Here is a 24,131-nt window from a genome sequence, read left to right as displayed (position 1 = left end):
TGATGAGGAGAAAAATATTACTTGTCTTAGCGGCTGTTATCCTTGTTTCGCCGTCATTTCTTGTAACTGCTTCTGCAAATGACAGCGAGACAAAGGAAGCTGCAGCCAAGAAGGATGGGGAAGTTTCGTCAAAAGATGAAGTGGTATATGCAACACTTGGTGCCAATGGTGACAGGGAAGAAATTTATGTTGTGAACACGCTGGACGTTACCAAAGCAGGAAAAGTTGTTGATTACGGTAATTATTCAAGCCTGAAGAACTTAACCGATTTATCAGAAATGAAACAAACTGACAATACGGTACAGGTTACAGCACCTGAAGGGAAGTTTTATTATCAGGGGAATATGAATGATGCCGCCTTACCATGGGATATTGCGATTTCGTACTTTTTAGACGGAAAGGAGATTTCTCCAGAAGACCTGGCTGGAAAAGAGGGTCATGTGGAAATTCGGATAAAGACGTCAGCTAATGAGAAGGTTAATCCGGCTTTTTTCAAAAACTATTTATTGCAAATCTCCCTTACGCTCAACACGGAAATCGCCAGCAACATCAAGGCGGAAGACGGAATGGTCGCTAATTCTGGAAAGGATAAACAAGTGACATTTACCGTGATGCCTGAAAATGAAGAAGAGCTGGTTGTGGAAGCGGATGTAGATGAATTTGAGTTAGACGGCATCAACATCTCAGGTGCCCCCTCAACAATGTCTGTGGATGCACCAGATGCCGATGAAATGACAGGTGACATGAAATCCCTGACAGGTGCCATTGCTGAAATAAACGATGGTGTGGGAGAACTGAATAATGGAGTTTCTGAATTGAATAACGGTGTCGCGGGCTTACATGAAGGTTCCGAGCAGTACAAAAATGGGATTTCCGAACTTGATGGATCTTCATCTGAATTGGTGGATGGGTCCAAAAACATTGAAGAGGCTCTTGCTACGTTGAGTAAATCCCTTAGTAATGCGGAAGGGACGGATCTAAGCGGGATTAATGAGTTAGTCAAAGGACTTACTGAGGTCTCTGGTGGTTTACACGAAACTGCAGATGGGTTAGTAACCCTAAAACAGAATTATAAGAAAGCTTACGATGCACTGGATGCGGCAATAACCGCTATTCCTGCAGATGTTACAAAGGAAGAAATGGATAAATTGGAAAAAAGTAATGCAGATCCAAAAGTAGTTAGGAAACTCCTGGAAACCTATAAAGCTGCACAAACTGCAAAAGGAACTTACGCTGAGGTGAAACAAGGTTTTGCTGCAGTAGATACAACATTAGGGAAAACAATTGATGGACTCACTGAAATGGCTAATAATTTGGATGCCATGGCGAACGGGCTTTCATCTTCTCTGGAAAACATGGATAGCATGGAAGGCTTTGCTCAATTGCAGGAAGGAATAGCCAGTTTGTCTGCCAACTATAAAACATTTCACGCGGGTTTAGTGGATTATACGGAGGGAGTTGGCCAATTAGCCAGTTCTTATCAGGACTTGCACAATGGAATTGGAGAACTGTCTGAAGGCACTGGAGAATTGGAAAATGGTGTTGGTGAACTTCACGATGGCACAACGGAATTGCATCAATCCACGAAAGATATCCCTAAAGAAATGACAGAGGAAATCGATCAAATGATGGACGAATATGACAAATCCGATTTCGATGCTGTATCCTTTGTTTCCGCTAAAAACGAGAATGTCAATTCGGTACAATTTGTCTTGAAAACGGAGAGCATTAAATATGAAGAACCGGAGACAACGGAGGAGCCGAAAAAGGAGGAAAAAGGAATCTGGGCTCGTTTTAAGGATTTATTTTCATAAAGAGTGAATGAAGGTGCTGCCCCTGATGAGGGGAGGCACCTTTTTGTACCTGTATAATGATTTACAACGCAACGGCATAGGAAAGGCTTTATTGCTTGGCTTTGGACAAACGGCTGGATTACAAACGGTACGGAATTACATGGTTCGGGGGGTGAAAATTGCTAATAAAGTCGTAGAGTTGTTTTCTCATACAATGTCAGAGGAAAATATCACCGAATCGGCAACGTGGGATTCAGAGGTTTTAAACTCTACAACACCACCTTTTTCCGATAAGTTAATGATGTTTCAAGTATCATTGTTAACGGGTGCTTCTTCTGGTTACTACGGAACCGCTTTAGGGACAGCTGCAAGACGTGATATAGGAACAAAATACTTGCGTCTCTTGGCGGAAAGTATTCAATACGCAGAAGATGGTGCTAATATTTTAATCGAACATGGGTGGATGGAACAGCCCCCTCAATCAATTGACAACGTTGAAATTGCCAAAACAAAAAAGCAATAGGATAAAATAGTGTAATTGAAAAGCTATGATGGTCTATTGCTTTTCTGGCTTTGGGTAACTTCTACATGGAAAATCATTAAAGGAAAAAGAGAGCTACAACAGCTCCCTTTTTCTATCAAATCAACGCTTCCTGAATCTCCGTATACATCCAGGTTCTTCTACTCATTATTTTACCCATATCACCATAAATGCTAATACTTTTAACCGAATTATGGTGTGACTTGGCATGGGACTCATAAAAAACCTTCCTGTTGAAAAGTACTGCACAAAAATTCAACTGGAAGGTATTATATAGAATTATAGGAACTATTTATTGAAACGATTTTGCGCCAATATAATGACTTTGCCAGTAGCTGTTATCCAGAGATGTGATTTCTACACCTGTTTCCTCTGTACCAGCATGAATCATTTGCTTGTTTCCATTATAAATACCGCTGTGAGGTACACCGTCTTTATACGGTTGTATTGTCATGGCTTGTACTATCATTTGGCTCATTTGGTGCTGCACCATGAGCAAAAACACTTCCAGCGACTACCGGCGTAAACGCGAGTGACGTAACAAAACCTGTAGATACAATATACTTTTTTAAAGAATTGTTCCCGTTTAACATTATGTACTCTCCCTCGATGTGTATTTTTGATTACCAGCTACTAATAAATAGATTGTGAGATTAGATAGAGACTACAAATTAAGTAAAAATTGTTACAAATTATGACAACATGTAATCCAATGAGATCTGCCATCCCCGCTTTTTGAAAGGAAAATGTCCGGTATCATATGTTTTCGCTGGGTTCTTTATCAGGGTTAAGCACTCACTAAAAAAGAAAAAGTTCAGGTTAACAAGGGATTCCCGGGAACGTTGATGAAAATAGAATGGGATCGGAGCGAAACAAAGACACTGGACTATGGATATGTTTTTCAAATGTTACATTAAATTTACAAAAAACGATCATTTTTAACAGTAAATTTAAAAGCAGTTAACAATTATTCGGTAAAATTGGTTGTTGTGGAAAATATCGAAAAATCCATAGTTTTGTAGATTAAGGGAGTGATATACCGAAAAAAGACAGCTGTTTAGGGCGGATATACAGTTAATTGCAAATCAAAGGAGGGGAATATGTTGGAAAAGAATCGGTTTACGTTAGCTGGCAAACTAACGATAGCAGGGCTGGTTACAGTTGTATGCTTTCTTTTTTTTATCTTGGGACAGCCACTGGCAGAGGATCGATCCTCTTCGGCTGTAGATGAGTTTAATAGTATCTTTCAGGATGCAAATAAAGTGGAATGGAATTATCTCGATGATGGATCGAATCAAGGATCAGATTGGGCAAGTATTGATTATGATGATAGCAGCTGGAAAACTGGATTGGCACCTTTAGGGTATGGCCGTGATAACAAGGGGTTAAACACGGTTACCGGGTTTGGAAATGACTCGGGGAAAAAGCATATTACTACTTATTTTCGAAAAGAATTTGAACTAAAAGGTGCTGATGCCTTTAAACAGTTAAAAGCTACATTAGTTCGCGATGATGGTGCAGTTATTTATGTGAACGGACAGGAAGTATTCCGCTCGAATATGCCACAGGAGAGCACCATTTCTTACGATACATTAGCCGCTAATACAGTCAATGATGAGCGTAATGAATATGAATTTGATATTGATCCTTCTATCCTTGTTGATGGCAAAAATGTTGTGGCGGTAGAGGTACATCAGATCAATCAAACCAGCTCAGATACCTTCTTTTCATTAGCGCTTGAAGGCTCCACAATAGAACCAGGTAAAAATAATGGATTACTCGCTGAATACTTCACGAATTCAGGAGATAATAATTTTGATAAAGTAGATTGGAAGTCAACTGCCGTTGAACCAAACGTTGATTTTGGCAATCTTGACCCTGTTCTGCAAAAGCATACCGGCAGGGCAGATGATGCAAGTATTGATTTTACGGGTCAACTTGTACCGGAATTCACCGAGGAATATACGTTTTCCATGATTGGCGACAACGGATTTCGTTTATGGATCGATGATCAGCTGGTAATTGACCATTGGGTAAATGACTGGGACGTAGAGCAAACCAGTTCACCAATACAGCTCGAAGCGGGCAGGGAATATGATATTAAAATGGAATATTTTGAGGATCATGGCGGGTCTAATCTTCACCTAAGCTGGTCAAGCCCCAGCGTGGAAAAAGAAATAGTTCCTGAGGAGGCATTGTTCTTACCTTCCGGCTATAATGGCCCTATTAGTGGAACTGTCCTGGGAAATGGTCAAACGATAGAGGTTGAGTTTGTAAAACCTCTTGCTGCGATACCATCAAATTTCCCTGATCATCTAACCGTAAATGCCGGCGATCAGCAAAATGCAGTGGAAAACGTGGAGCTGGATAAGACGGATTCATCGATACTTCATGTGAAGCTGGAAGATCCCATTGCCCCAAATCAACATGTCACTATTGCTTACGATGGAAAAGACAGTGTGGAAAATAGTGATGGTGAAGTGATAAATGGTTTTCAATTTACACCAGAGAATTACTCGGAATGGGAAGATTATTCGCCAATTGCTATTGCAATGTCGCTTTACGGAGATGCCAAAACACAACGTTCCTTCGCGTGGTACACAAACCATGAACACCCCGAGAATGCACCGGACAATGTATTAGATAGTATCGTCGAAGTTGTCCCGGCTGGGTCTGGTTTCGATTCCAAAGAGGTGCTGCGCTTTACAGGGGATTCACAAGTATTGGATTTAAAAGTCACAAATTCGCAAAATGGTACCTTTTCCAGTCATAAAGTACTTGTTGAAGGGCTTGAACCAGGCACTTCCTATGAGTATCGTCTTGGAAGTGAAGGGAATTGGAGTGAGATTGGTGAATTTATCACAGAGGCAAAGGATGAGAGCGAGTTTGAATTTTTATATATGACCGATTCACAAGGAGCAAATACACATGATTACGAAGTTTGGGCGGATACACTGGGACAAGGGTTGCAGTTCTTCCCTGACTCCAAATTCTTAATCATGGGTGGTGATCAGGTCGATGCCGGTGCAATGGAGCACCAATGGCTGGATTATTTTGCAAAACCACAGGAATTATTAATGGATCTGCCTGTAATGGCGGCAGTCGGTAACCATGAAGGACCGTACCATAACAATTTTCATTATCATTTCCATTATCCAAATGATGCTATTGATAATCCATTACCACCTGGCAGTGTCTATTCTTTTGATTATGGAGATGCTCATTTTATGGTGTTAAACACAATGGATATGGGCTGGGATGACCGGCAAAGGGAATCCTTTAACCAGCAAATTGAATGGCTCAAACATGAAGTAGCCAAGACGGATAAGAAATGGAAAATCGTTTCCATCCATAAAGCAATCTACTCGGTTGGCGGTCATTCGGCAGATGAAGATATTTTCGAATTAAGGGAAATGCTTTATCCGGTTTTTGATGAACTTGGTATTGATGTTGTTCTGCAAGGTCATGATCATACATTTATGCGTTCACACCAAATGTACAATGATAAGCCGGTTACAGATATTGAAGCGGATGAGAATGGCAATGTGATCAATCCTGATGGAACGATGTATATCGTCAATAACGCCGCTGGAACAAAGTATTACGATGTACGGGAAGATGTGGATAAATATTATGCCGCCAAATATGAACAACCGTACAAGCCAGTTTTTTCCGGGGTAAAAATGACGGAAAATAGTTTGACAATCGATTCATACAGATCTGGTGAGAAAGAGTCGTTTGATCATTACACGATCGTAAGAAATGACAAAACGCCTGAACCAGTCGATGGGTTAACAGCTGTACGGAATGGTAACGGTCAAATTGTACTGAATTGGAAAAAACCTGAAGAAGCTAAGAAAGACAGCGATCCGGTCCGCGGCTTCCGTATTTACGAAAAGGAAGGCCGTCTAGGGAAAAATTGGAGTGCATATGTACCGGTTGAAGAAGACCAAAAAAGCTATCAATATACTGTGAAAGACGCGGAAAATGGCAAAAACTATCAATTTGTTGTGAAGGCGGTTGATAAAAGAGATAATTCGGAAGGAACGGTCGTATCTACCAAAGATATTCCTCCGGCAGCACCAACCAAACCAGTTACAGATGATGGATATAACACGTTTGGATGGACCAATGTACCAGGGTATGAGAAATTGTCAGCTTACGAATACAGCGTTGATAACGGAGAAACCTGGAAGACGGTTACTGCTAATCCACAGCCAGTAGGTAACCGGGATATTCCAAAAGGGCATGTTCAGGTTCGGATTAAAGCAAGTGCAGAAATGAACAATCAGGCTGGCATGATTTTGAAAGCGCCTAATGCTTATACAAAAAATCAGGTAAATGAGACTTTTGAACTGAACGGGACTATCAAGCACGATGATAAACTTGTTGTCGATATCGAAATTGATAAACAAGCGGAATATAGCAAGGATGCTTACCTCGTCATAGAGCTTTTTGCAGGCAATACGCCGCTGCTCATTAATGCGATACCTCTAGAGGAGGAGCAAACGGAAATTTCACAATATTTTAATGTGCACGGGAAGAACTACAAGGTAAAAGCATTTGTATTTGACAGGTTCAATAGTGACCTTGATCTTCCGCAATCGTTAGCTGGGCCAATCGTACTGAAGTAGGTAACGACTTGCAGGGAAACTCTAAAACTGGGAGGGTAAAACGGCAATGCGAAAAAAAATAATGGCGATCGCCATGACAGGACTGATCTTATCTTCGTTGGTGACGCCGCTTTTTTCAGGCACCAATACCATAAAGGCGGAAACATCCCCGGCTCAGCAAACAACAGATACCTCGAATGTCGCATTAAATGCTGAGGTAAAAGCAAGCAGCCAATGTAATGAGAAAGAGGCAGGAGCATACGCAGTGGACGGAAAGATGGACACAAAGTGGTGTGATAACTCTGGCGCTACGGATAAATGGCTGGAACTGGATCTCGGGCAGGTTTATACCATTAATGAATGGGTCGTCAAGAATGCCGGGATTGGAGAGTCTGGCGGGTATCCATTCCGGAATACAAAGAATTTCCGGCTGCAAAAAAGTAATGACGGTGAAAATTGGACAGATGTAGATGTCGTAAAAGATAATGTACAAACCATTGTCGATCGTTATGTACCAGCTTTTTCCGCGCGATATGTAAGATTGTTAATTGACAAAGGTGCTTATGATAATCACACGGCGCGTATTTACGAATTTGAGGTGTTTGGAGTGAAGGATGGAGAGATTCCTTCTGAACCTCCGACTAATTTGGATCCTGTTGACTACGTGGATCCGTTCATCAATACGCTGGGCGATAACGGGCAAACAAATCCTGGTGCGACCACACCTTTTGGACTCGTCTCACTAGGTCCCGACAGTGATGGTGGGGCTTTTAGCGGCTACTATTATCAAGATAAATACTTAAAAGGATTTTCCCATTTACGGTTTAGTGGTGTAGGCTGCAGCGGGTCAGGCGGAAATATTTTGATGATGCCGCAAACCCGGTCATTTACCAAAGACAGTAATGAATATAAACAAAAATATGATAAAAATAGTGAGCAAGCTTCTCCAGGGTATTATGGAGTTAAACTGGCGTCAGGTATAGAAACCGAATTGACTACTTCAGGTAATGTCGGCTTCCATCGGTACACGTTTCCAGAATCAGAGAAAGATGGATCCGTGCTTATTGATCTTGCAAACTCCTATGCTGGAATGATAGACGCAAATCTTACTATCGAGAATAATAATGAAATTTCAGGTATGGTTCAGTCAAAAAATGTGTGTGGACATGGCTATTACAAGATTTATTATTCTATCCAGTTTGATCATGATTTTGATTCCTTCACCTCGTGGTCAGATGAAACCACAGGAAAAGAACTACAACGTTCCGGCCCTAATAGTGGTGCATGGGTGAATTTTGATACAACGGAAAATAAAGAGGTTCAAGCAAAAGTTGGAATATCAACGATCAGTGTGGATCAAGCAAAAGCTGAACGTGAAAATGTTGCTGCAGGGTGGGATTTTGATACACAGCATAAAGTAGCAAGAGGTGCATGGAGTGACTTGTTAAACAAAGTCGAAATTAAGGATGACAACGAAGAGAATAAGACAATCTTTTACACATCCATGTATCATGCTTTTTTACATCCAAATAATGTAACAAGTTCAGATGGGAAATTCCGTGCTGCGCGACAAGAAAATACTGTACGCCAAACATCCGGGATTGGCGAGGATTTTGAATACTATAACGGCTGGACAACGTGGGATGATTTCCGAAAGTATTCCTTGTATTCCATTCTCGAGCCGAAGAAGTATGAGAACATGGTCAAATCCATGATTGATGTTTACCGGACAAGAGGTTCATATGTACAGTGGGGAGAAGGATATTGGCCAAGCCCAACCGTAAGAAATGAATTTAATGGTTCTGCCATCCTTGATGCATATGCTAAAGGCTTCGATTTTACCGATGAAGAGGTGAATACAGCGTTACATGGTATGGCTGTTGATACCGATAACTATGCGGTAAATGAGAATGAAATTTCAGGAAAGCTGGAGAAAGCCTATAGTGCCTACTATCCTATGAAACTTGCCGAATTAATTGGTGATAAGAAAACATATGAAACATATAAGGACATTACCTTGTCTTATAAGGATCTGTGGAATGCAGAACAGGTGGATGAGAACGGTAAAGAACGCGGCTTCTTTACACCAAATGGGAAAAATGTAAATAAAAATGATATTAAAACCGTAAACAAATATGCGTATCAAGGGAATTTATGGACATATCGCTGGTTCGTTCCACATGACGTTAACGGGCTCGCCGAATTAATGGGTGGAGACCGCGAAATGGCAAAGGATTTACAGTATTTCTTTAAGATTGATGAGTACATGGCGGTCAATGAGCCTGATATACACGTACCATATTTATTTAATTATTTACGGATGCCTTACTTGACCCAGTATTATGCCAGAGAGTATACGACAGAGGTTGTAACGCAAAAATATCATAATCACGGTTTGTATACCTATCCAATGGAATCCCGCGTCTACCGGGATGATCCAGAAGGTTATCTGCTGTCAATGGACGACGATGCCGGTGCAATGTCTTCCTGGTTTATCTATAGTGCAATGGGATTGTTTCCAGGAAATCCAGGTGATCCGTACTATTTAATTGGATCCCCGATTTTTGATGAACTAACATTGCATTTGGACAACGGCAAAACGTTTACCGTTCGTGCCAATAACGTATCAAGCGAAAATCGTTTTATCCAATCAGCACAATTCAATGGTTCTAATTTTAACCAGGCATGGATTAGCTATGATGATTTGATGGCAGGCGGGACGCTGGAATTCGAAATGAGCCCGGATCCTAATCCGAAATGGGGTTCAGCTAAAAAAGCAGCACCACCAGTAACGGATTTCACAAAAGAGATTGATAACAAGATTGCTAGAAACGAGCTAATTCAGGAAGAATCGATCTGGAAGTATTTTGACAAAGGAAAATATCCCGGTGATGGCTGGACAGCGCTGGATTTCAACGATAGCAGCTGGAGTTCCGGTCAGGCAATGCTGGGTTATGACAAGTATGATAACGTCAAGACTGAAGTGAGCTATGGACCAGACATTGATAATAAGTATCCCACTACTTATTTTCGAAAAACCTTTGAGGTGGAAGATGTCGAATCCATCATGGGCCTGGATGCCAATTTGATTCGGGATGATGGAGCAGTCGTATATTTGAATGGTCATGAGGTTATCCGGACCAATATGCCTGATGGTGACGTGAACTACGATACGTATGCCAATGCAACAGTAAATGATGAACGAGATAACAATGGTTATTTGATCGACCCTTCTTATTTGGTAGATGGACAGAATATTATTACAGTAGAAGTACATCAGGCAAACGCGACCAGTTCGGATATTGCTTTTGATTTTAGTTTGGAAGCAGTAAGAAAAATGACTGTTCCGGATGCCCCGTCAAATCCAGTTGTGGACGATAAGAAAAATACATTCGGATGGAAGGAAGTACCTGGCTATGGTCAGGTGGAAGATTATGAATATAGCACTGATGGCGGGACAACCTGGCATGCTGCAACCGGTAATCCGCAAACAATAGGTCCGGTTGCATACGAGGCTGGACAAGTCCAAGTCAGGGTGAAGGCGAACGAAAGCAAAAATCAAGCACATGGACGGGCATTAGTATCTGACCAGCCTTACACCATTGATATGCTTTGGGAAGTTTATGATTTGGATGTGGAAGTTGAACGTGAAGGTAACATGAAGGTGAATGTTACAGGAAAATTAAAGGGCGATTATGATGATGCAGCAGTTGTCGTTTTTCAATTAATGAATGGCAGTGAAAAAGCATGGATGACAAATACTGTACCCGTGAAAAATGGCGACTTTGAAATAGCTCAGCTGTTTAATGTGAATGCAAGCAAGTATAAGATTAATGTGTATCTTGTGGATGATTACAACGGCAACATATATGATTCACAATGGCTTGCAAAACCTTTTGCGCCCCAGCCTGAACCATTTCCTGGAATAAATCCGGATCCTGAGCCAACCGATCCGGAAGAAGGTGAGGAAGAGGAGCCATACCCAGAACCATTGCCAATCCCGGATGACGATGCGGATAATAATGAGCCGCCGGGACAGTCCGATTCGACAATAGAATTTGAGAGCAGAAACGAGTGGTCATCCGATGTCAATACATTTAACAATGGACCATTGAAGACAGAAGCAAATAATGGCGGGGTTGTGGTTGCCAACACGTTTGATGGTGCATGGCTGGCCTTTAAAGATATTGACTTCGGAAAAGAAGGGAAAAATCAAATAACGTTGGAATATGCTGCCCCAACATCACGTGTGCCTAAAGGAAGTTATTTGGAATTCCGGCTGGGTGCAAAGGATGGGGAGCTAATCGGAAAGGCAGAATTGGCGAATACGGCGAGTGGCTGGGGAACGTATCAAACAACGACGGTAAGCCTATTGAAAAAGGTAACAGGGGTTAATGATTTATTTGTAATAATGAAAGGAGATACCAACCCTGACCAGCCTTACATCGGTAATTTTGATCGCTTTACATTGGATTATGAGAAATAGTGGCAAATTGACCTTTCTGAAAATGAATGAGAGCATCTAAGACGTCTAAGGCTGCATTAACTACCATTTAGTGGTTCAACGTACTGGACAGCAGCGAATCAGATGTAAGTTTCCTTTAAAGCTGAATACTTTACTTTAAAGGAAACTTAAAGTGTTACATGTTTTAACTGTTCAGAGGGACATTATCTCACTCTTGTAAGGACAAATTTATTAGGAAAGCGGGGGAAAAGGATTGAAAGCACGTGTTGTGATAATGCTGTTCGCTATCTTTATTATGCAGCTTCCTGTGCACTCATTTGCAGCATCTGTAACAATAGAGGTTAACAAAAAAGAAATCAGACCAGGAGATGAGCTTGATATTTCAGGGGAAGCAACAGGTATGGATGAAGTCCTGGTGAAAATAGTAGGACCAGATAGTACGGTTTTTTACTTGGATGTATTACCAGTTGCCAGGGAAGAATATAAAACAACGGTAGGGTTCCCAAAAACGGATACGGTTCCCGGGAAATATACGATCCTTGCAGGCAACGGAGGTATACAGGCGGAAACAAGTGTCATGCTGGCAGGTGAAAAAGAGGAAGATGATGGGGAAGATGATTCTCCTGACAAGGATGATAATGGCGGAGATAAAAGTGATGGCGGTACGGACGGCAATCAAGAAAACAATGGTGGCACCGACGATGAAAATGACGGCGATAATGGTGGTGCAGGCAATAATGATGATAATGGCACAGGGGAACAGGACAATGGGAAAAACCATAATGGCGAGAATGGTAATGTAAATGAGGATAATGATCGTTCCGATGATCAAAACAACAAGGCAAACGGGGAATCTTTGCCAGATACAAGTACAAGTATATTTAACTATTTTCTCGCAGGCTTGATATTATGCGTTATTGGTCTCCTATTATGGTATCAAAAAAGGAAAAAAGCATAACAGTAGTAACCCCCCGGAGTGCCTTTGCATTTTCAGGGGGTTACTTAATGATAATAAGCGTATTTAGCGGCCAGACACAGGCCGATGAATTCAGACAAGGATTAAACTTCATCTTAGCTCCGTCCCCATCATTTGCAGCAGGAAATTCAATAAACGGCTCGTTATAGTTTAAAAAATGGCTCTTTTTTTATCCCTGGCGCCGGCTTATTTTAGCTTGCAATTGATTTAATCTCAGCATTAACTGCTGGTATTCTTCCGGTTCGATCTGGCAAGTTTGTATTTCTTTGGCAATTTTCTTTGTGATTGCTTGTTTTTCTTGCCGTGCTTTCTTTCGCAGATAAATGCAGATCACACGTTCATCTGCCTTTGAACGCTCTTTTCGAATCCATCCATTTGCTTCCATTCTTGTAAGCATCGGTGTTAATGTACCTGTTCCAAGATTCAATATGACACCTAATTCTTTGGCTGTTACCGCATCCTTTTCCCATAATGCCAAAAGAACTAAGTATTGTGAATAGGTTAAGCCAAATGGTTGAAGGACGCTAGTATACAATTTGGTAAATTCACTTGATGTTTGATAAATGGCAAAGCATAATTGTTTTTCCAGAGTTAAGAAGTCATTCATTTTATCACCATAGAAATAGGATTATAACAGCTTCACTAAATCTTCTAGAATCTTATCTGGTTCGGTGTTAGGAGCATAACGCTCCACAACTTGTCCATTGCGGTCGACAAGAAACTTAGTGAAATTCCACTTAATAGTTTTGGACAGGATGCCCCTTTTCTGTTCCTTTAAAAAGGTAAACAAAGGGTCTGCGTTATTTCCATTAACGTCAATTTTAGCGAAAATTGGGAAGGTAACACCGTAGTTCATTTGGCAAAATTGAGTCGTTTCTTCAATATTATCAAATTCCTGATTATTGAACTGATCACATGGAAAACCTAATATTTCAAGACCTTGATCTTTATATTGATCATATAATTCCTGCAGTCCCTTGAATTGGGGAGTCAGCCCACACTTACTTGCAGTATTGACAATGATTAAAGGCTTCCCTTCATATTCTTTTAATGATAGCTCCTCACCATTGGTTTTCTTCACGGTAAATTGATAGACAGATTCCATTTGCCAGTTCCTCCTTAAATTTTCTCGTTTACGCAAAGATAAATCGTGTACGATTTAATCGTACACGATATAAATGAAAATAGCAACTAGTAAAAACTAAATGCTGAAATGCCTGTGATTTGTTTTGACTGTGTGGATTTGAATTAAAGGTGAACCGTTTATAAAAAAGCTGCACCGTTTTAACCTTTTGGATATACATTGTTCAAAGGGTGATTTTATGGTAAAAATAACATAATGATATTCAATAAGCAGGCCGATGATTGTTGATCAGCACTTTGAAAGAAAATTGTACGATGATTCCTAAAACCCCCCAAAAATATGTCCACCTAGCTCAAAAAGTAAATTTTTAAAAAAACAAAGGAGTGATCTGTAGAGTATCAGCAAACTATTGTGCACTAAAAATGCCTTTACAGTAATCTTCCTGCAGCTATAGAACAATCTTCGCATGGGCTGTTGAAGTGGCAGTGTATCCGACGTAATCGTGTAAGAAAAGGGGTGTATCATGAAATCATACTGGTTATGGCTTTTGTTAAACATACTGGTTTGGCCGTTTTCCATTCTTTACCTTAATCTGCCCGTACAACAATTGACGGTACGTTTGTTTGGAGTGGCGCTTTATTTTATTATCTTTTTTATTATCCCTATAGTAGAACGAAAGCCGAATATATTAGCATCCCTGCTAAGTGTAAATGCAATTATTGCAACGATGACCTTATTTCCCTACGATGATGGCGTGTTTAATCCCTATTTCCTTCTTATTGTATCCCTTGTGATTGCAGAAGGGTTTTACCGCTTGGCTATTGGCCGCAGTTTCATCGTAGGAGGTATTGGATGTTTCGGATTACTTATCACCGTTTTTTATTCTAATCTGGAGCTATTTAACCAAGTGTTTATCGGAATTTACATGCTTTTATTTCTGACAGCAGTGATATTTTATAAGCGAACGAAGAATCAGTCGGATGAGCTTGATACCCTGTACCAAGCACTTTTTAACGAATATCGTGAAATAAAGCGAAGGGTAGTTTCTGAGGAAGAGATGGTAAGACAGGAAGAACGGGTACTCATTGCTCATGAAATTCATGATTCGGTAGGGCATAAGCTGACGGCTTTAGTTATGCAGCTGGAAGCGTTTCGGTTGCAAACCCCGGAGGAACACAGGGCGAAGGTACAATCGTTAAAGGAACTTGCCAGTGAAAGTTTGCAGGAAACACGGAGTGCGGTAAAATCACTGAAGGCTAGTGATTCCGGGGGACTTCCGGGAATATTGCGGTTAATTCGCAAATTGGAAATGGAAAGCATGATCCGCATTTATTTTTCGATAAAACACGGTGCCTTTACCGCGCCCTTAACAGGTGAGCAGACGTTTATCATCTACCGTTCCGTACAAGAAGCATTAACCAATATTATGAAACATAGTAATGCGAAGGAAGCTGAGATCGTGTTTGAAGCACCCGGCGGCAGTGTTTTCCGTTTTGAAATCACGAATCCGCTTACTGAAAAGCATCGATATCAGGAAGGATTTGGGCTCAGTTCGATGCGGGAGCGGCTGGAAAAAGCTGCTGGTGGTTTGACAGTGTATCAAACAGAAGATCAATTTATTGTACGTGGTTTTATTAAAATTTCCAATACAGGTGATGAGAATGATTCGAATACTCCTTTCTGAGGATCAGGTAATGGTGAGACAAAGCTTAAAAATGATGATTGAGACAGATAAAGAATTAACGGTAACGGGAGAAGCAAATAATGGCAAAGAAGCGATCGAACTTTGTGAAAAGATGCAGTTTGATATTGCGATTTTAGATATCCGAATGCCTATTAAGGATGGTCTGGAAACAGCGAAAGTTATTCTCGCTCGCTGGCCAAAGACAAAAATATTAATGTTAACGACGTTTGATAATGATCAGTATGTGATGGAGGCATTACGAGTCGGAGTAAGTGGCTACATACTGAAAAGTGGTGATACAGATTCACTGCTCCGTTCGATTCGCAGTGCACTAGATGGCGGGTTATCGCTTGAAGATCATGTGGCAGCAAAAGTCGTTCCGCAATTAGTGAATCGCAGGGAAAGTAAAGAAGCGGATCCATCGTTAACCCCCCGTGAGCGAGCCATATTAAAGTGTATTGGAGAAGGATTAAGCAATAATGAAACCGCAGAACGACTCGCAATATCTGTTGGAACAGTGAAAAATAATATAAGTCAGATATTAACGAAATTGGAATTGCGGGATCGAACACAGCTGGCTATCTACGCGATCAGACATAATCTGGTATAAAAATAGAAAGAATGATGAAAGTAATGGTTATATCGATACTTCGTGACTGGAGACAGTGGTGACACTGTTTCTTTTTTTGTATTCTTAACGTAGTAAAAAGGAAAGGATGCGAAGTAATGCTTGAAACGATAAAGCTTAGTAAGACCTTTAAAGAGAAAAAAGTGGTCGATGAAATTAACCTGTTTTTAGATGAAGGCGAGTCGGTTGGTTTACTTGGACCGAATGGAGCGGGAAAATCAACAACGATTTCCATGATTTCATCTTTGTTAAAACCAACATCTGGTGACGTGAAGCTTGATGGGAAAAGTACGATCAAAGATCCATCCAAGATTAGAAAAGTGCTTGGTGTAGTCCCACAGGAAATTGCCTTATATGAGGAGCTATCGGCATATGAAAATCTGAAGTTTTTTGGCAAAATCTATAAAGTTAAAAAAGATACGCTGGAAGACCGAATCCAGGAAGTACTTGACATGGTGGGGTTGCAGGAACGGCAAAAGGAGCTGGTTAAAACATTTTCAGGTGGAATGAAACGAAGAGTGAACATTGCTGCTGCCCTGTTACATGACCCTGAAATTCTTATCCTTGATGAACCGACTGTCGGCATTGACCCGCAATCAAGAAACCATATTTTAGAAACGGTTCGTAATTTAAATGTGGAACGTGGAACAACCATCCTGTATACAAGCCATTACATGGAAGAAGTAGAGCAACTATGTAACCGCGTGTATATTATGGATCACGGTAAAATCATCGCTTCTGGCAGTAAATCAGAGTTGTTAAGTATTTTATCAAGTGAAGACACGATACAAGTACAGCTTAGCGGACAGAGTGATTCATTACTGGACAGGATAAAATCCTTTACTTCGGTACTTCAAGTGGATGAGACCAATGAGGGCATGCGTATTATTTCGAAAAAGGGCAGTAACATTCTGAGTGAATTAGTACATGCAGCGGAAAAAGAGGACATTCAAATTGTGAACTTTCAAGTGGAAACACCAAGTTTAGAAGATGTATTTTTGCATTTGACAGGTAAAACACTTAGAGATTAAGAGGAGGTAATACGATGGGCTCATTTATAAAGAAAGATTTATTAGTGTTTTGGCGAGATCGTAAGGAGATTCTTGCAGCCCTGTTACTTCCTATTGCCCTTATTGTTATATTAAACTTTGCCTTTTCCGGTATTTTTAATGACGATCAAGCGTCAATAAATCTGGACGTAGCAATTGTCCAGGACGATGATCCATCTGCCGGTCTGGAAAGGTTTAAAGAAACGATACAGGAAGGGGATTTTTCACAGGCTGAAAAGGCAACAATGATTGAACAGGCGGCTAGTATCGAACCGAGCAGGCTTATTCATGATTTTTTTAATAATAAAGGATTAAAGGAATGGGTTAACACAAAGGAATTACCTGAAAAGGAAGCAAAAGAATTAGTCGATAATGGTGAATTGGATGCCATCATTAAGATTCCAAAGGGATTTACGTATCATGTTTCGTCAGCAATCATGCTTAACAAAGAGTCAGAGGTAGCATTAACGATCATGGCAGAAGACCAATCAGCAGAAGTTAGGGCGTTGCAAAATATTGTAAACAGTTTTATCGACTCCCTTAACTTGCAATTTGCACTTGGTAGTAAGGCGGAATCTGCAGCGACAGAACCTGAATTGCCGCAAGGGGGAAAAGAAGTGGTAGAAGGGGTGGATACCTATACCATTTCCCGATATTTTACGATCGCAATAAGTACGCTGTTCGCATTATTTATGGCTCAGACAGTGGCATTAAAGACGGTAACAGAGAAGCGGGAGCGCGTTTTTAACCGGATCGTATTGTCCGATAGTAATCCTTTATATTTTCTGTTAGGGAAGACAGTTTCTACATTTATTCTGACCTTGTTACAGATGGTAATTGTATTTGCCAGTTTGCAATTGCTGCTGGATATATTTCCGGGAAAACCATTTGCATTTTGGCTCGGATTAATGGTTGTCATGACCGCGTTTGCTTTAACAGTTGCCGGACTATCCGCTTTATTTACGGCTATGACATTAAATTTAACCAATAGTAACGCTGTGAGTGGACTTTCTACACTTATTATCATGACACTTGGGGTTCTTGGCGGGAGTTTCTTCCCGATTCAAGGTTTTCCGGAAATAATTCAAAAAATGGGAGAATGGACACCGAACGGACTGACACAGACTGTATTGATTGAGTGGATCCAGTTTGGTAATGCTGACGATTTGCTGTTGCCAATTATCATTCTTATCGCAGTATTTGTTGTTTGCTTTGGCATCGGGATGTCCATCTTTCCGAAAAGGGGGAGGATATAGTGTACCCGGTTTTTATGGCGCAATGGCTGAAAGATAAACGAAAACCGCTGTTCATTATTTTATTAATCGGTCTTAGTATTTTAGCAACGGTCATATTTGGTGGTTCAAGGCAAAACCAATCTTCTTCTGTTACAGTTTTTGCTACTGGCCCCAACGCTGAGGAAATGGAACAGAAATGGACAGCATTGTTAAACGATAGTAGTGATATGGAATTTGTCATTACAGATGAAGAAAAAGCACGTGAGCAGGTAAGAGAAGGAAAAAGTGATGTAGCTATCCGTTTAATGGAAAGTGATTATCGCTTAATAACAGCATCTGATATGCCAAACATACAATTTATCGAGCAGCAGGTTCATCAGGTGTTTACTAAAGAAGCTCAGCTTGAAGCTGCAGCAGGCACAGAAAATACGATGGAATTAAGAAATGAGATAGAGGCTTATTTGGACCATCCCCCTGTCAAGGTTGAAAGCCAAACACTTAGTGGAGGAGAGCTTCAGGAGTATAATATGGGAATGCAGTTATTATTTGGTTTTACACTGTTTATCGTGATGTTTACCATTGGTTTTAAAGTTAATGGAATCGCTGCGGATAAGGTTAGTGGCGTTTGGAACCGACTGATCCTCTCACCAGTGAGTAAGACAGGTATGTATGCTGGTCATCTATTGTATAGTTTTTGTGCTGGATTCGTTCAAATGCTCATTGTTTTTCTTATTTTTAAATATGTCATGGATTATAATATAGGAAGCCTTCCGATGATACTGGTCATAGCTGCTGTCTATACACTAAGTACAGTGAGTTTGGCCATGCTATTTGCTGGAATTGCGAATACACCTGAGAAATTTAATATGATCTATCCTTCCGTTATTTCGATTATTCCAGTTATCAGTGGTATTTATATGCCACCCGGTACCATCAGTAATCCTGTTCTACAATTCATAGCAGACTTATTCCCGCTGACCTATGCAGTTGACGCGATGATGAATGTTGCTATATTTGATGCAGGATGGAGTGACATTACGTTATCTATGGCGTTGATGCTGCTCATTGCAGTTCTGTACATGGGGATCGGTATCAATATGGTTGAGCGCAGGAAAGGATAGGTTAGAAAGAAGTGGTAGAAGTTAATAGTTTTATTATTTTGTTCGTTGTCATTGGGTCCTGTTTTTATACAAATGGACCTGTATAATCTAACATTGCTTTTCAAATTAAGGATAATCTTCTTGATGTTGGAGAGTTCTGGAATTGCCTGGAAGGTTCGCCTTAAAAGATGCAGAAAAAACCACGCTAACTTTGTTTCCATCCTGGGTGCTAGCAGTGTCAAAAAGGCGATGTGAGTAATACAATACTGCATGGAGTACAACGCAATATTACTTTTCTCAAGCATTTCCGAAAGTACATTGTGAACCGGGATTATTGACGTTTGATATACCTCGAATACGGAGACCCTTTAATAGACAGCATAATTGATAAGTTGTTTGGAGAAAACAATTAAATTTCTATGTTGCTGCAGTTATTGAAGACGTATTTTATTATACTTCCATTGAACGTCTGGATGGCCAACAATTTGTTACCACATATATATGACCGGATGTGATGTCCCAAAAACAAGGGAACTAAATGGATATTTTCAGAGAGCACTTAAAGAAAAATGGATAACAAAGATGAAGTTGCTTTCTATCAGGTGTTTTGTGAATGATATATACGCTAAAATTTTGATCAGATAAGCCAAATAAGTGATGGAAACCCGCCACTTATTTGGCTAGGGTGTAAATTTTCTAATCGTAAAATTGTCGTTCAACAACACCCAGTTTTGTGGATAAGGATATCCTAATGCCCAATAGCTAATGCCACGAAGGTTATATTGCTTGACAAGATCAAATTTTGCTTGGGCACTTCGGGCATCTTCAAACCATACCTCATGTTGCCGACCCTGTTCATCTGTGTAGCGGAAAAATGGCGATTGGGCTGTTGTATCATATTGAATAGCTGCGCCATGTGTTACCGCCCGTCTGACTGCTTCTTGAGGACTGAATGTCTCGGCTTCCTGGCCTTGAACGTGTGGAAGAAGCCAATCCCGTGCATAGATTTGGAACCCTAAAAATATTTTTTCTGCCGGCATAACAGAAAGAGCATATTCCACCACCTGTCTTATTTGGTTAATGGGAGAGATTGCTTGTGGCGGGCCGAGTCGGTACTCCCATTCATACGTCATTAGAATGACAAAATCAGCAATTCTGCCATGTGCCTCGTAGTCGTGTGCTTCGTATAACAGTCCGCCCTGGGTCGCACTTGTTTTTGGAGCAAGTGCTGTTGATACGAGATAACCTCTTGGGTGAAGGCGGTTAACAGCTAATTGCAAGAATTGATTATAATTCTCGCGGTCTTCTGGCAGCACATTTTCAAAATCAACGTTCAAAACCTTATATCCTTTTTCATCCATTACTTGCAGGACGTTAGTAATCACCTGATTACTTAGTTCCTGATTACTCAAAATGATATGTGCAACATTGGAGCCTGCTTGTGTCGATGTAAAGTTGGTAATGGAAAGCATCGGGACAATATTTTTGCTAAGGGCGGCATCAATCATACGCTCGTCGTTGAATGGTTGTAATGTGCCATCCTCCCTGATCATATAAGCAAACGGGCTAAAATAAGTCAGCAGGTCACCAATTGCTTGAAGGCTGTTGACTGCATCTTCTTCTGATTGATACGAGTAAGCATTTACTTCAATTACAGATTTTCTCCTTGGAATAATCAATTGTATTCCAGGGTAAATCATGTTTTGGTTTGCAAGTTGGTTTTCATTCATGATTGCCTGGATCGTGGTACCATAGCGATTTGCGATTTGTCCTAAGGTCTCCCCTGGTTGAATAACGTGTGTGATGGGCGGAATAAATAGTCTGCTTCCTGGCGAAAGTACATCTGGATTAGCTAGCTGATTAGCCTGGATAATGGTAGCAACGGGCACATCGTATTGTTGGGAAATCGACCATAACGTCTCCCCATTTTGAACCGTATGTGAAGTACCAGGCATAGGAATAACAAGAGATTGTCCTACCAATAATTGATTTGGATTGGGCAATCCGTTTACCTGCACGATTTCATTTATATCGACAGCATACCTGTTAGCGATCTGCCAGAGTGTCTCCCCTGTGCTGACCACATGGATAATCATTAGAACACCTCCCCTTGTTTTTCATTAATGTATCCTATGCTATAACCCGGAAAATGTGTATTTGCCTATCAAGAATAAGTTTTCAGTGTTTGCTGTATGTGGGAAAATGTAGAGCAGGGACCTTTTGAAGGTTTGTCTTACTTATGAAAAAAGCAGGCATTGAAAGGACAGGAATACCACCATCCTCTCTTTTCCAGTAATTAAATGCTATAAAAGGGGTGCGATCATAAATCCATGGGTAAATACGGAGGCTGTCGCCAAAGCTATGGCTTTGGCGACAGCCTCCTCTAAAAGCTTACGTATTTACGGACTTAATCATCATCACGATCATCATCACGATCGTCGTCATTGTCATCGTCATTGTCATCGTCTTTATCATCATCATCATATTTGTCATCATCGCCATCGTCATCCCTGCTGTCACTCCCAGGATCTAAGACTTCTCCTGATCTTGCGTTAATTAAAATTTCATGCTCATTGCCATCTTCTCCATTCACTTCTACTTCATAGAAAAGGGAGCCAAACTCACTTTCCAATTCATTTTCTTCAACGGTACCAGGTTCTTTTTCAAGTGCAATCTGTTTACTTTCTTCTTTCGTAACATTAGTTTCCTGCGTTCTTTCATGGTGGTCATCGCGATCATCTGAATCTGCCAATACTGTAACACCAGTTGCTGTCGTTCCAATCATTGCAACAGCGATGGTTGGAATAACATATTTTTTTCTCCAATTTTTCATCTGTGAATACCTCCTGTTTATTTTTTCTTACAATCTCATATTAACCTGTTAAAATTAAGATAGTTTGAATTTGCGATTAAAATTCAATGAGAAAACATGATAACTGTTGAAAAACTTATTAAGCATAAAAAGAATGCCCGTTTGATCAGGCAGTGGCAGGAGCAATATTAAAAATTATTAAAACAGTGTTTGTAAAGGGTTGCCATGTCAGTAACTGCTTGATAATGCTCCCCATCCAACTGCTGCAACCTAGATAAAACCAGAAAATGTTCCATTAAAGTAAAGGAGGTTCTTCTGGTTAAATTCATTCACAAGTTGGTGTTAGAAATGGAGTAATTTAGGGTACGGCAGCCATTTTTGTTTTAATGTAAGGTATATGTGCCACAACAGCCATTAAAATCAGGTGGCTTCTCCTTTTGTTTTTCAATTGTTTATATAAACGATTTACTGCATCTCTGATCAACATCTTTCATGCTATAATGTTAAAAAAGGAAGGAGAACTAAAATTGAATATATCTATTATTCAACATGTCGAATTTGAAAAGCCTGGATTAATATTGGACTGGGCAAAATCATATGGTCATTCAGTAAAAATACATAAAGTCTTCGAGAATAGCGATATGCCTAATCACAATGAAACAGATTTACTTATAATATTAGGTGGACCTATGAGTGTATATGACAATGAAAAATATATATGGTTAGAATCAGAAAGAGAATTGATAAGAGAGTTTAAAAATTTAAAAAAACCTGTATTAGGTATATGTTTAGGTGCTCAGCAAATAGCCAAGGCTTTCGATGGAGATGTAGTTAATAACCATATAAAGGAAGCAGGCTTTTTTAATATTTCCAGATATGAACAAAATAAAATTAATTTCTTTCCGGATGAAATCAAAGTATTCCATTGGCATCAAGAAGAACTTATTCCACCAACGACAAGCCAATTGTTGTTTAGATCTAAAGGGTGCTTAAATCAAGGGTTTATATATGATGGAAATATCATTGGACTGCAATTTCATCTAGAAACAACCAAAGACAATATCTTAGAAATAATTTAGAACGATTCTAAGTTTTTAACAGATGGAGAATTCGTTCAAAACATTGATGAAATTCAACATGATAATTATGATGTCAAAACGAGAAATTATTATATGATATATTAAATTATTTACGGTAATCACATCTAGAATTGGGGTAAAAAAGTATTTGATCGGCATCCAGATTTTTTTGCTTTAATAAAAGTGCTAGTTAATTAAATGGAGGCTTAATCTTGGGAGCCTTGTACTTGGTTTAATGGCCTGGATATCGCCTGTTGTTAATCCCATGCAATATAAAAGTCACGATCATCATAAGAATTAGGTAGTTCTTTCCATCATGAGTATATTTACTGGTAGGAACAGAGCTCTATAACACTAAAGTGCAGAGTAAAAATTGTAACAAAGTACGTTGTGCAATGGTTAAAGGAAGGATTGATGTAAAATGGTAGAACGCGGAGAACATTTATTGCAAGAACAATTTGGAACAGTGAAGAAGGCTGCCGCTTTTTATAATAATCAAATGCTTGATTTCCTAAATCATGTGATGACAGATTTTATATCTCAACAAGATATGATGTTTATTTCAACCGCTGATTCTGGCGGGAACTGTGACTCCTCTTTCCGAGCGGGTACACCTGGATTTGTTCGGGTTATTAATGAGAAAACTTTGATGTATCCCGAATATAAAGGAAATGGTGTTATGGCAAGTTTGGGAAATATTATTGAAAATCCTCATATAGGATTAATGTTTATAGATTTTGTTGAAAACCAAATTGGATTACATGTTAATGGCAAAGCCTCCATTGTTGAGAACGATCAATTAACATTATTGGAAATACCAGATGAGATAATAAGTGACATGAAGGAGAAAGAAGGAAGCAAAGCAGAACGTTGGGTTGTTATGGAAGTGGAAGAAGCCTATATTCATTGTTCAAAACATATACCCAAGCTAAAAAAGCTCAATAAAGAAATACATTGGGGAACGGATAATAAAGAACGGAAGGGTGGCGATTTTTTTAAAGCAAAGCAAGATAAAAAGTAAGAATGCTAATCAACGGTATCAATATGGAATAATGCTTTTTCCGGAATTGGG

General features: G+C 39.9%; 18 protein-coding genes. 12 read left to right on the top strand and 6 right to left on the bottom strand.

Features of this window, described 5'->3' with window-relative positions; translation table 11 throughout:
• The first annotated feature begins 2 nt into the window (after nt 1-2).
• Together IEX12_RS09170 and IEX12_RS09165 are read left to right on the top strand one after the other, a co-directional pair.
• Nucleotides 3-1,814 (top strand): YhgE/Pip domain-containing protein, encoded by a 1,812-nt coding sequence (locus IEX12_RS09170; protein ID WP_308777574.1) that lies wholly within the window; start codon nt 3-5, stop codon nt 1,812-1,814.
• Between the two features lie 43 nt (nt 1,815-1,857).
• A complete protein-coding gene (locus IEX12_RS09165; protein ID WP_188724979.1) occupies nt 1,858-2,316 on the top strand; it encodes a DUF3231 family protein in 459 nt (152 codons plus the stop codon).
• Nucleotides 2,317-2,626: 310 nt separating this feature from the next.
• On the opposite strand, the gene IEX12_RS23355 is transcribed toward IEX12_RS09165, so the two are convergent.
• Both IEX12_RS23355 and IEX12_RS09155 read right to left on the bottom strand, forming a co-directional pair.
• Nucleotides 2,627-2,812 (bottom strand): NlpC/P60 family protein, encoded by a 186-nt coding sequence (locus IEX12_RS23355; RefSeq protein WP_308777573.1) that lies wholly within the window; start codon nt 2,810-2,812, stop codon nt 2,627-2,629.
• Complete coding sequence (locus tag IEX12_RS09155) at nt 2,769-2,927, bottom strand: hypothetical protein (protein WP_188724978.1); 159 nt, start codon at nt 2,925-2,927, stop codon at nt 2,769-2,771. Before IEX12_RS09155 ends, IEX12_RS23355 begins: the two co-directional genes overlap by 44 nt.
• Before the next feature lie 510 nt (nt 2,928-3,437).
• Here IEX12_RS09155 and IEX12_RS09150 point away from each other — a divergent pair.
• The 3 genes from IEX12_RS09150 to IEX12_RS09140 all read left to right on the top strand — a co-directional run bounded on the left by IEX12_RS09150 (nt 3,438) and on the right by IEX12_RS09140 (nt 12,370).
• Complete coding sequence (locus IEX12_RS09150; RefSeq protein WP_188724977.1) at nt 3,438-6,968, top strand: PA14 domain-containing protein; 3,531 nt, start codon at nt 3,438-3,440, stop codon at nt 6,966-6,968.
• 46 nt (nt 6,969-7,014) lie between these two features.
• Nucleotides 7,015-11,433, top strand: coding sequence for a GH92 family glycosyl hydrolase (locus tag IEX12_RS09145; RefSeq protein WP_102415718.1), 4,419 nt, complete (start codon nt 7,015-7,017; stop codon nt 11,431-11,433).
• Nucleotides 11,434-11,665: 232 nt separating this feature from the next.
• On the top strand, nt 11,666-12,370 hold the full coding sequence (locus tag IEX12_RS09140; RefSeq protein ID WP_102415717.1) for an LPxTATN C-terminal sorting signal domain: 705 nt from the start codon (nt 11,666-11,668) through the stop codon (nt 12,368-12,370).
• Nucleotides 12,371-12,557: 187 nt separating this feature from the next.
• Here the strand turns inward: IEX12_RS09140 and IEX12_RS09135 are convergent, their stop codons facing one another.
• Nucleotides 12,558-12,995 (bottom strand): MarR family winged helix-turn-helix transcriptional regulator, encoded by a 438-nt coding sequence (locus IEX12_RS09135; protein ID WP_102415716.1) that lies wholly within the window; start codon nt 12,993-12,995, stop codon nt 12,558-12,560.
• Between the two features lie 21 nt (nt 12,996-13,016).
• A complete protein-coding gene (locus IEX12_RS09130) occupies nt 13,017-13,493 on the bottom strand; it encodes a glutathione peroxidase (protein ID WP_102415715.1) in 477 nt (158 codons plus the stop codon).
• Nucleotides 13,494-13,995: 502 nt separating this feature from the next.
• Here IEX12_RS09130 and IEX12_RS09125 point away from each other — a divergent pair.
• The 5 genes from IEX12_RS09125 to IEX12_RS09105 all read left to right on the top strand — a co-directional run bounded on the left by IEX12_RS09125 (nt 13,996) and on the right by IEX12_RS09105 (nt 19,189).
• Entirely contained in the window at nt 13,996-15,156 is a 1,161-nt protein-coding gene (locus IEX12_RS09125) for a sensor histidine kinase (protein ID WP_102415714.1), read from the top strand.
• Complete coding sequence (locus tag IEX12_RS09120; RefSeq protein WP_102415713.1) at nt 15,134-15,766, top strand: response regulator; 633 nt, start codon at nt 15,134-15,136, stop codon at nt 15,764-15,766. The genes IEX12_RS09125 and IEX12_RS09120 overlap by 23 nt, the downstream gene beginning before the upstream one ends.
• Nucleotides 15,767-15,882: 116 nt before the next feature.
• Entirely contained in the window at nt 15,883-16,815 is a 933-nt protein-coding gene (locus IEX12_RS09115) for an ABC transporter ATP-binding protein (protein ID WP_102415712.1), read from the top strand.
• Between the two features lie 14 nt (nt 16,816-16,829).
• Nucleotides 16,830-18,089 carry an ABC transporter permease gene (locus tag IEX12_RS09110; protein WP_188724976.1) on the top strand — a complete coding sequence of 420 codons (1,260 nt, stop codon included), beginning with the start codon at nt 16,830-16,832 and terminating at the stop codon, nt 18,087-18,089.
• Complete coding sequence (locus IEX12_RS09105; RefSeq protein WP_102415710.1) at nt 18,089-19,189, top strand: ABC transporter permease; 1,101 nt, start codon at nt 18,089-18,091, stop codon at nt 19,187-19,189. The genes IEX12_RS09110 and IEX12_RS09105 overlap by 1 nt, the downstream gene beginning before the upstream one ends.
• Nucleotides 19,190-19,848: 659 nt before the next feature.
• Here IEX12_RS09105 and IEX12_RS09100 read toward each other — a convergent pair.
• Nucleotides 19,849-21,264 (bottom strand): glycoside hydrolase family 18 protein, encoded by a 1,416-nt coding sequence (locus IEX12_RS09100; RefSeq protein WP_102415709.1) that lies wholly within the window; start codon nt 21,262-21,264, stop codon nt 19,849-19,851.
• Between the two features lie 311 nt (nt 21,265-21,575).
• On the bottom strand, nt 21,576-22,001 hold the full coding sequence (locus IEX12_RS09095; RefSeq protein WP_188724975.1) for a PepSY domain-containing protein: 426 nt from the start codon (nt 21,999-22,001) through the stop codon (nt 21,576-21,578).
• Between the two features lie 506 nt (nt 22,002-22,507).
• On the opposite strand from IEX12_RS09095, the gene IEX12_RS09090 reads away from it, so the two are divergent.
• Both IEX12_RS09090 and IEX12_RS09085 read left to right on the top strand, forming a co-directional pair.
• Nucleotides 22,508-23,059, top strand: a complete 552-nt coding sequence (locus IEX12_RS09090) for a type 1 glutamine amidotransferase (protein WP_188724974.1) — start codon at nt 22,508-22,510, stop codon at nt 23,057-23,059.
• Nucleotides 23,060-23,504: 445 nt separating this feature from the next.
• Nucleotides 23,505-24,080, top strand: coding sequence for a pyridoxamine 5'-phosphate oxidase family protein (locus tag IEX12_RS09085; RefSeq protein ID WP_286171046.1), 576 nt, complete (start codon nt 23,505-23,507; stop codon nt 24,078-24,080).
• Nucleotides 24,081-24,131 lie beyond the last annotated feature (51 nt).

The sequence above is a fragment of the Lentibacillus populi genome, from assembly GCA_014642895.1.
Lineage (GTDB): Bacteria > Bacillota > Bacilli > Bacillales > Amphibacillaceae > Lentibacillus_C > Lentibacillus_C populi.
Note: the sequence above shows the minus strand (reverse complement) of the source record. Positions and strands in the feature narration are given on the sequence as shown.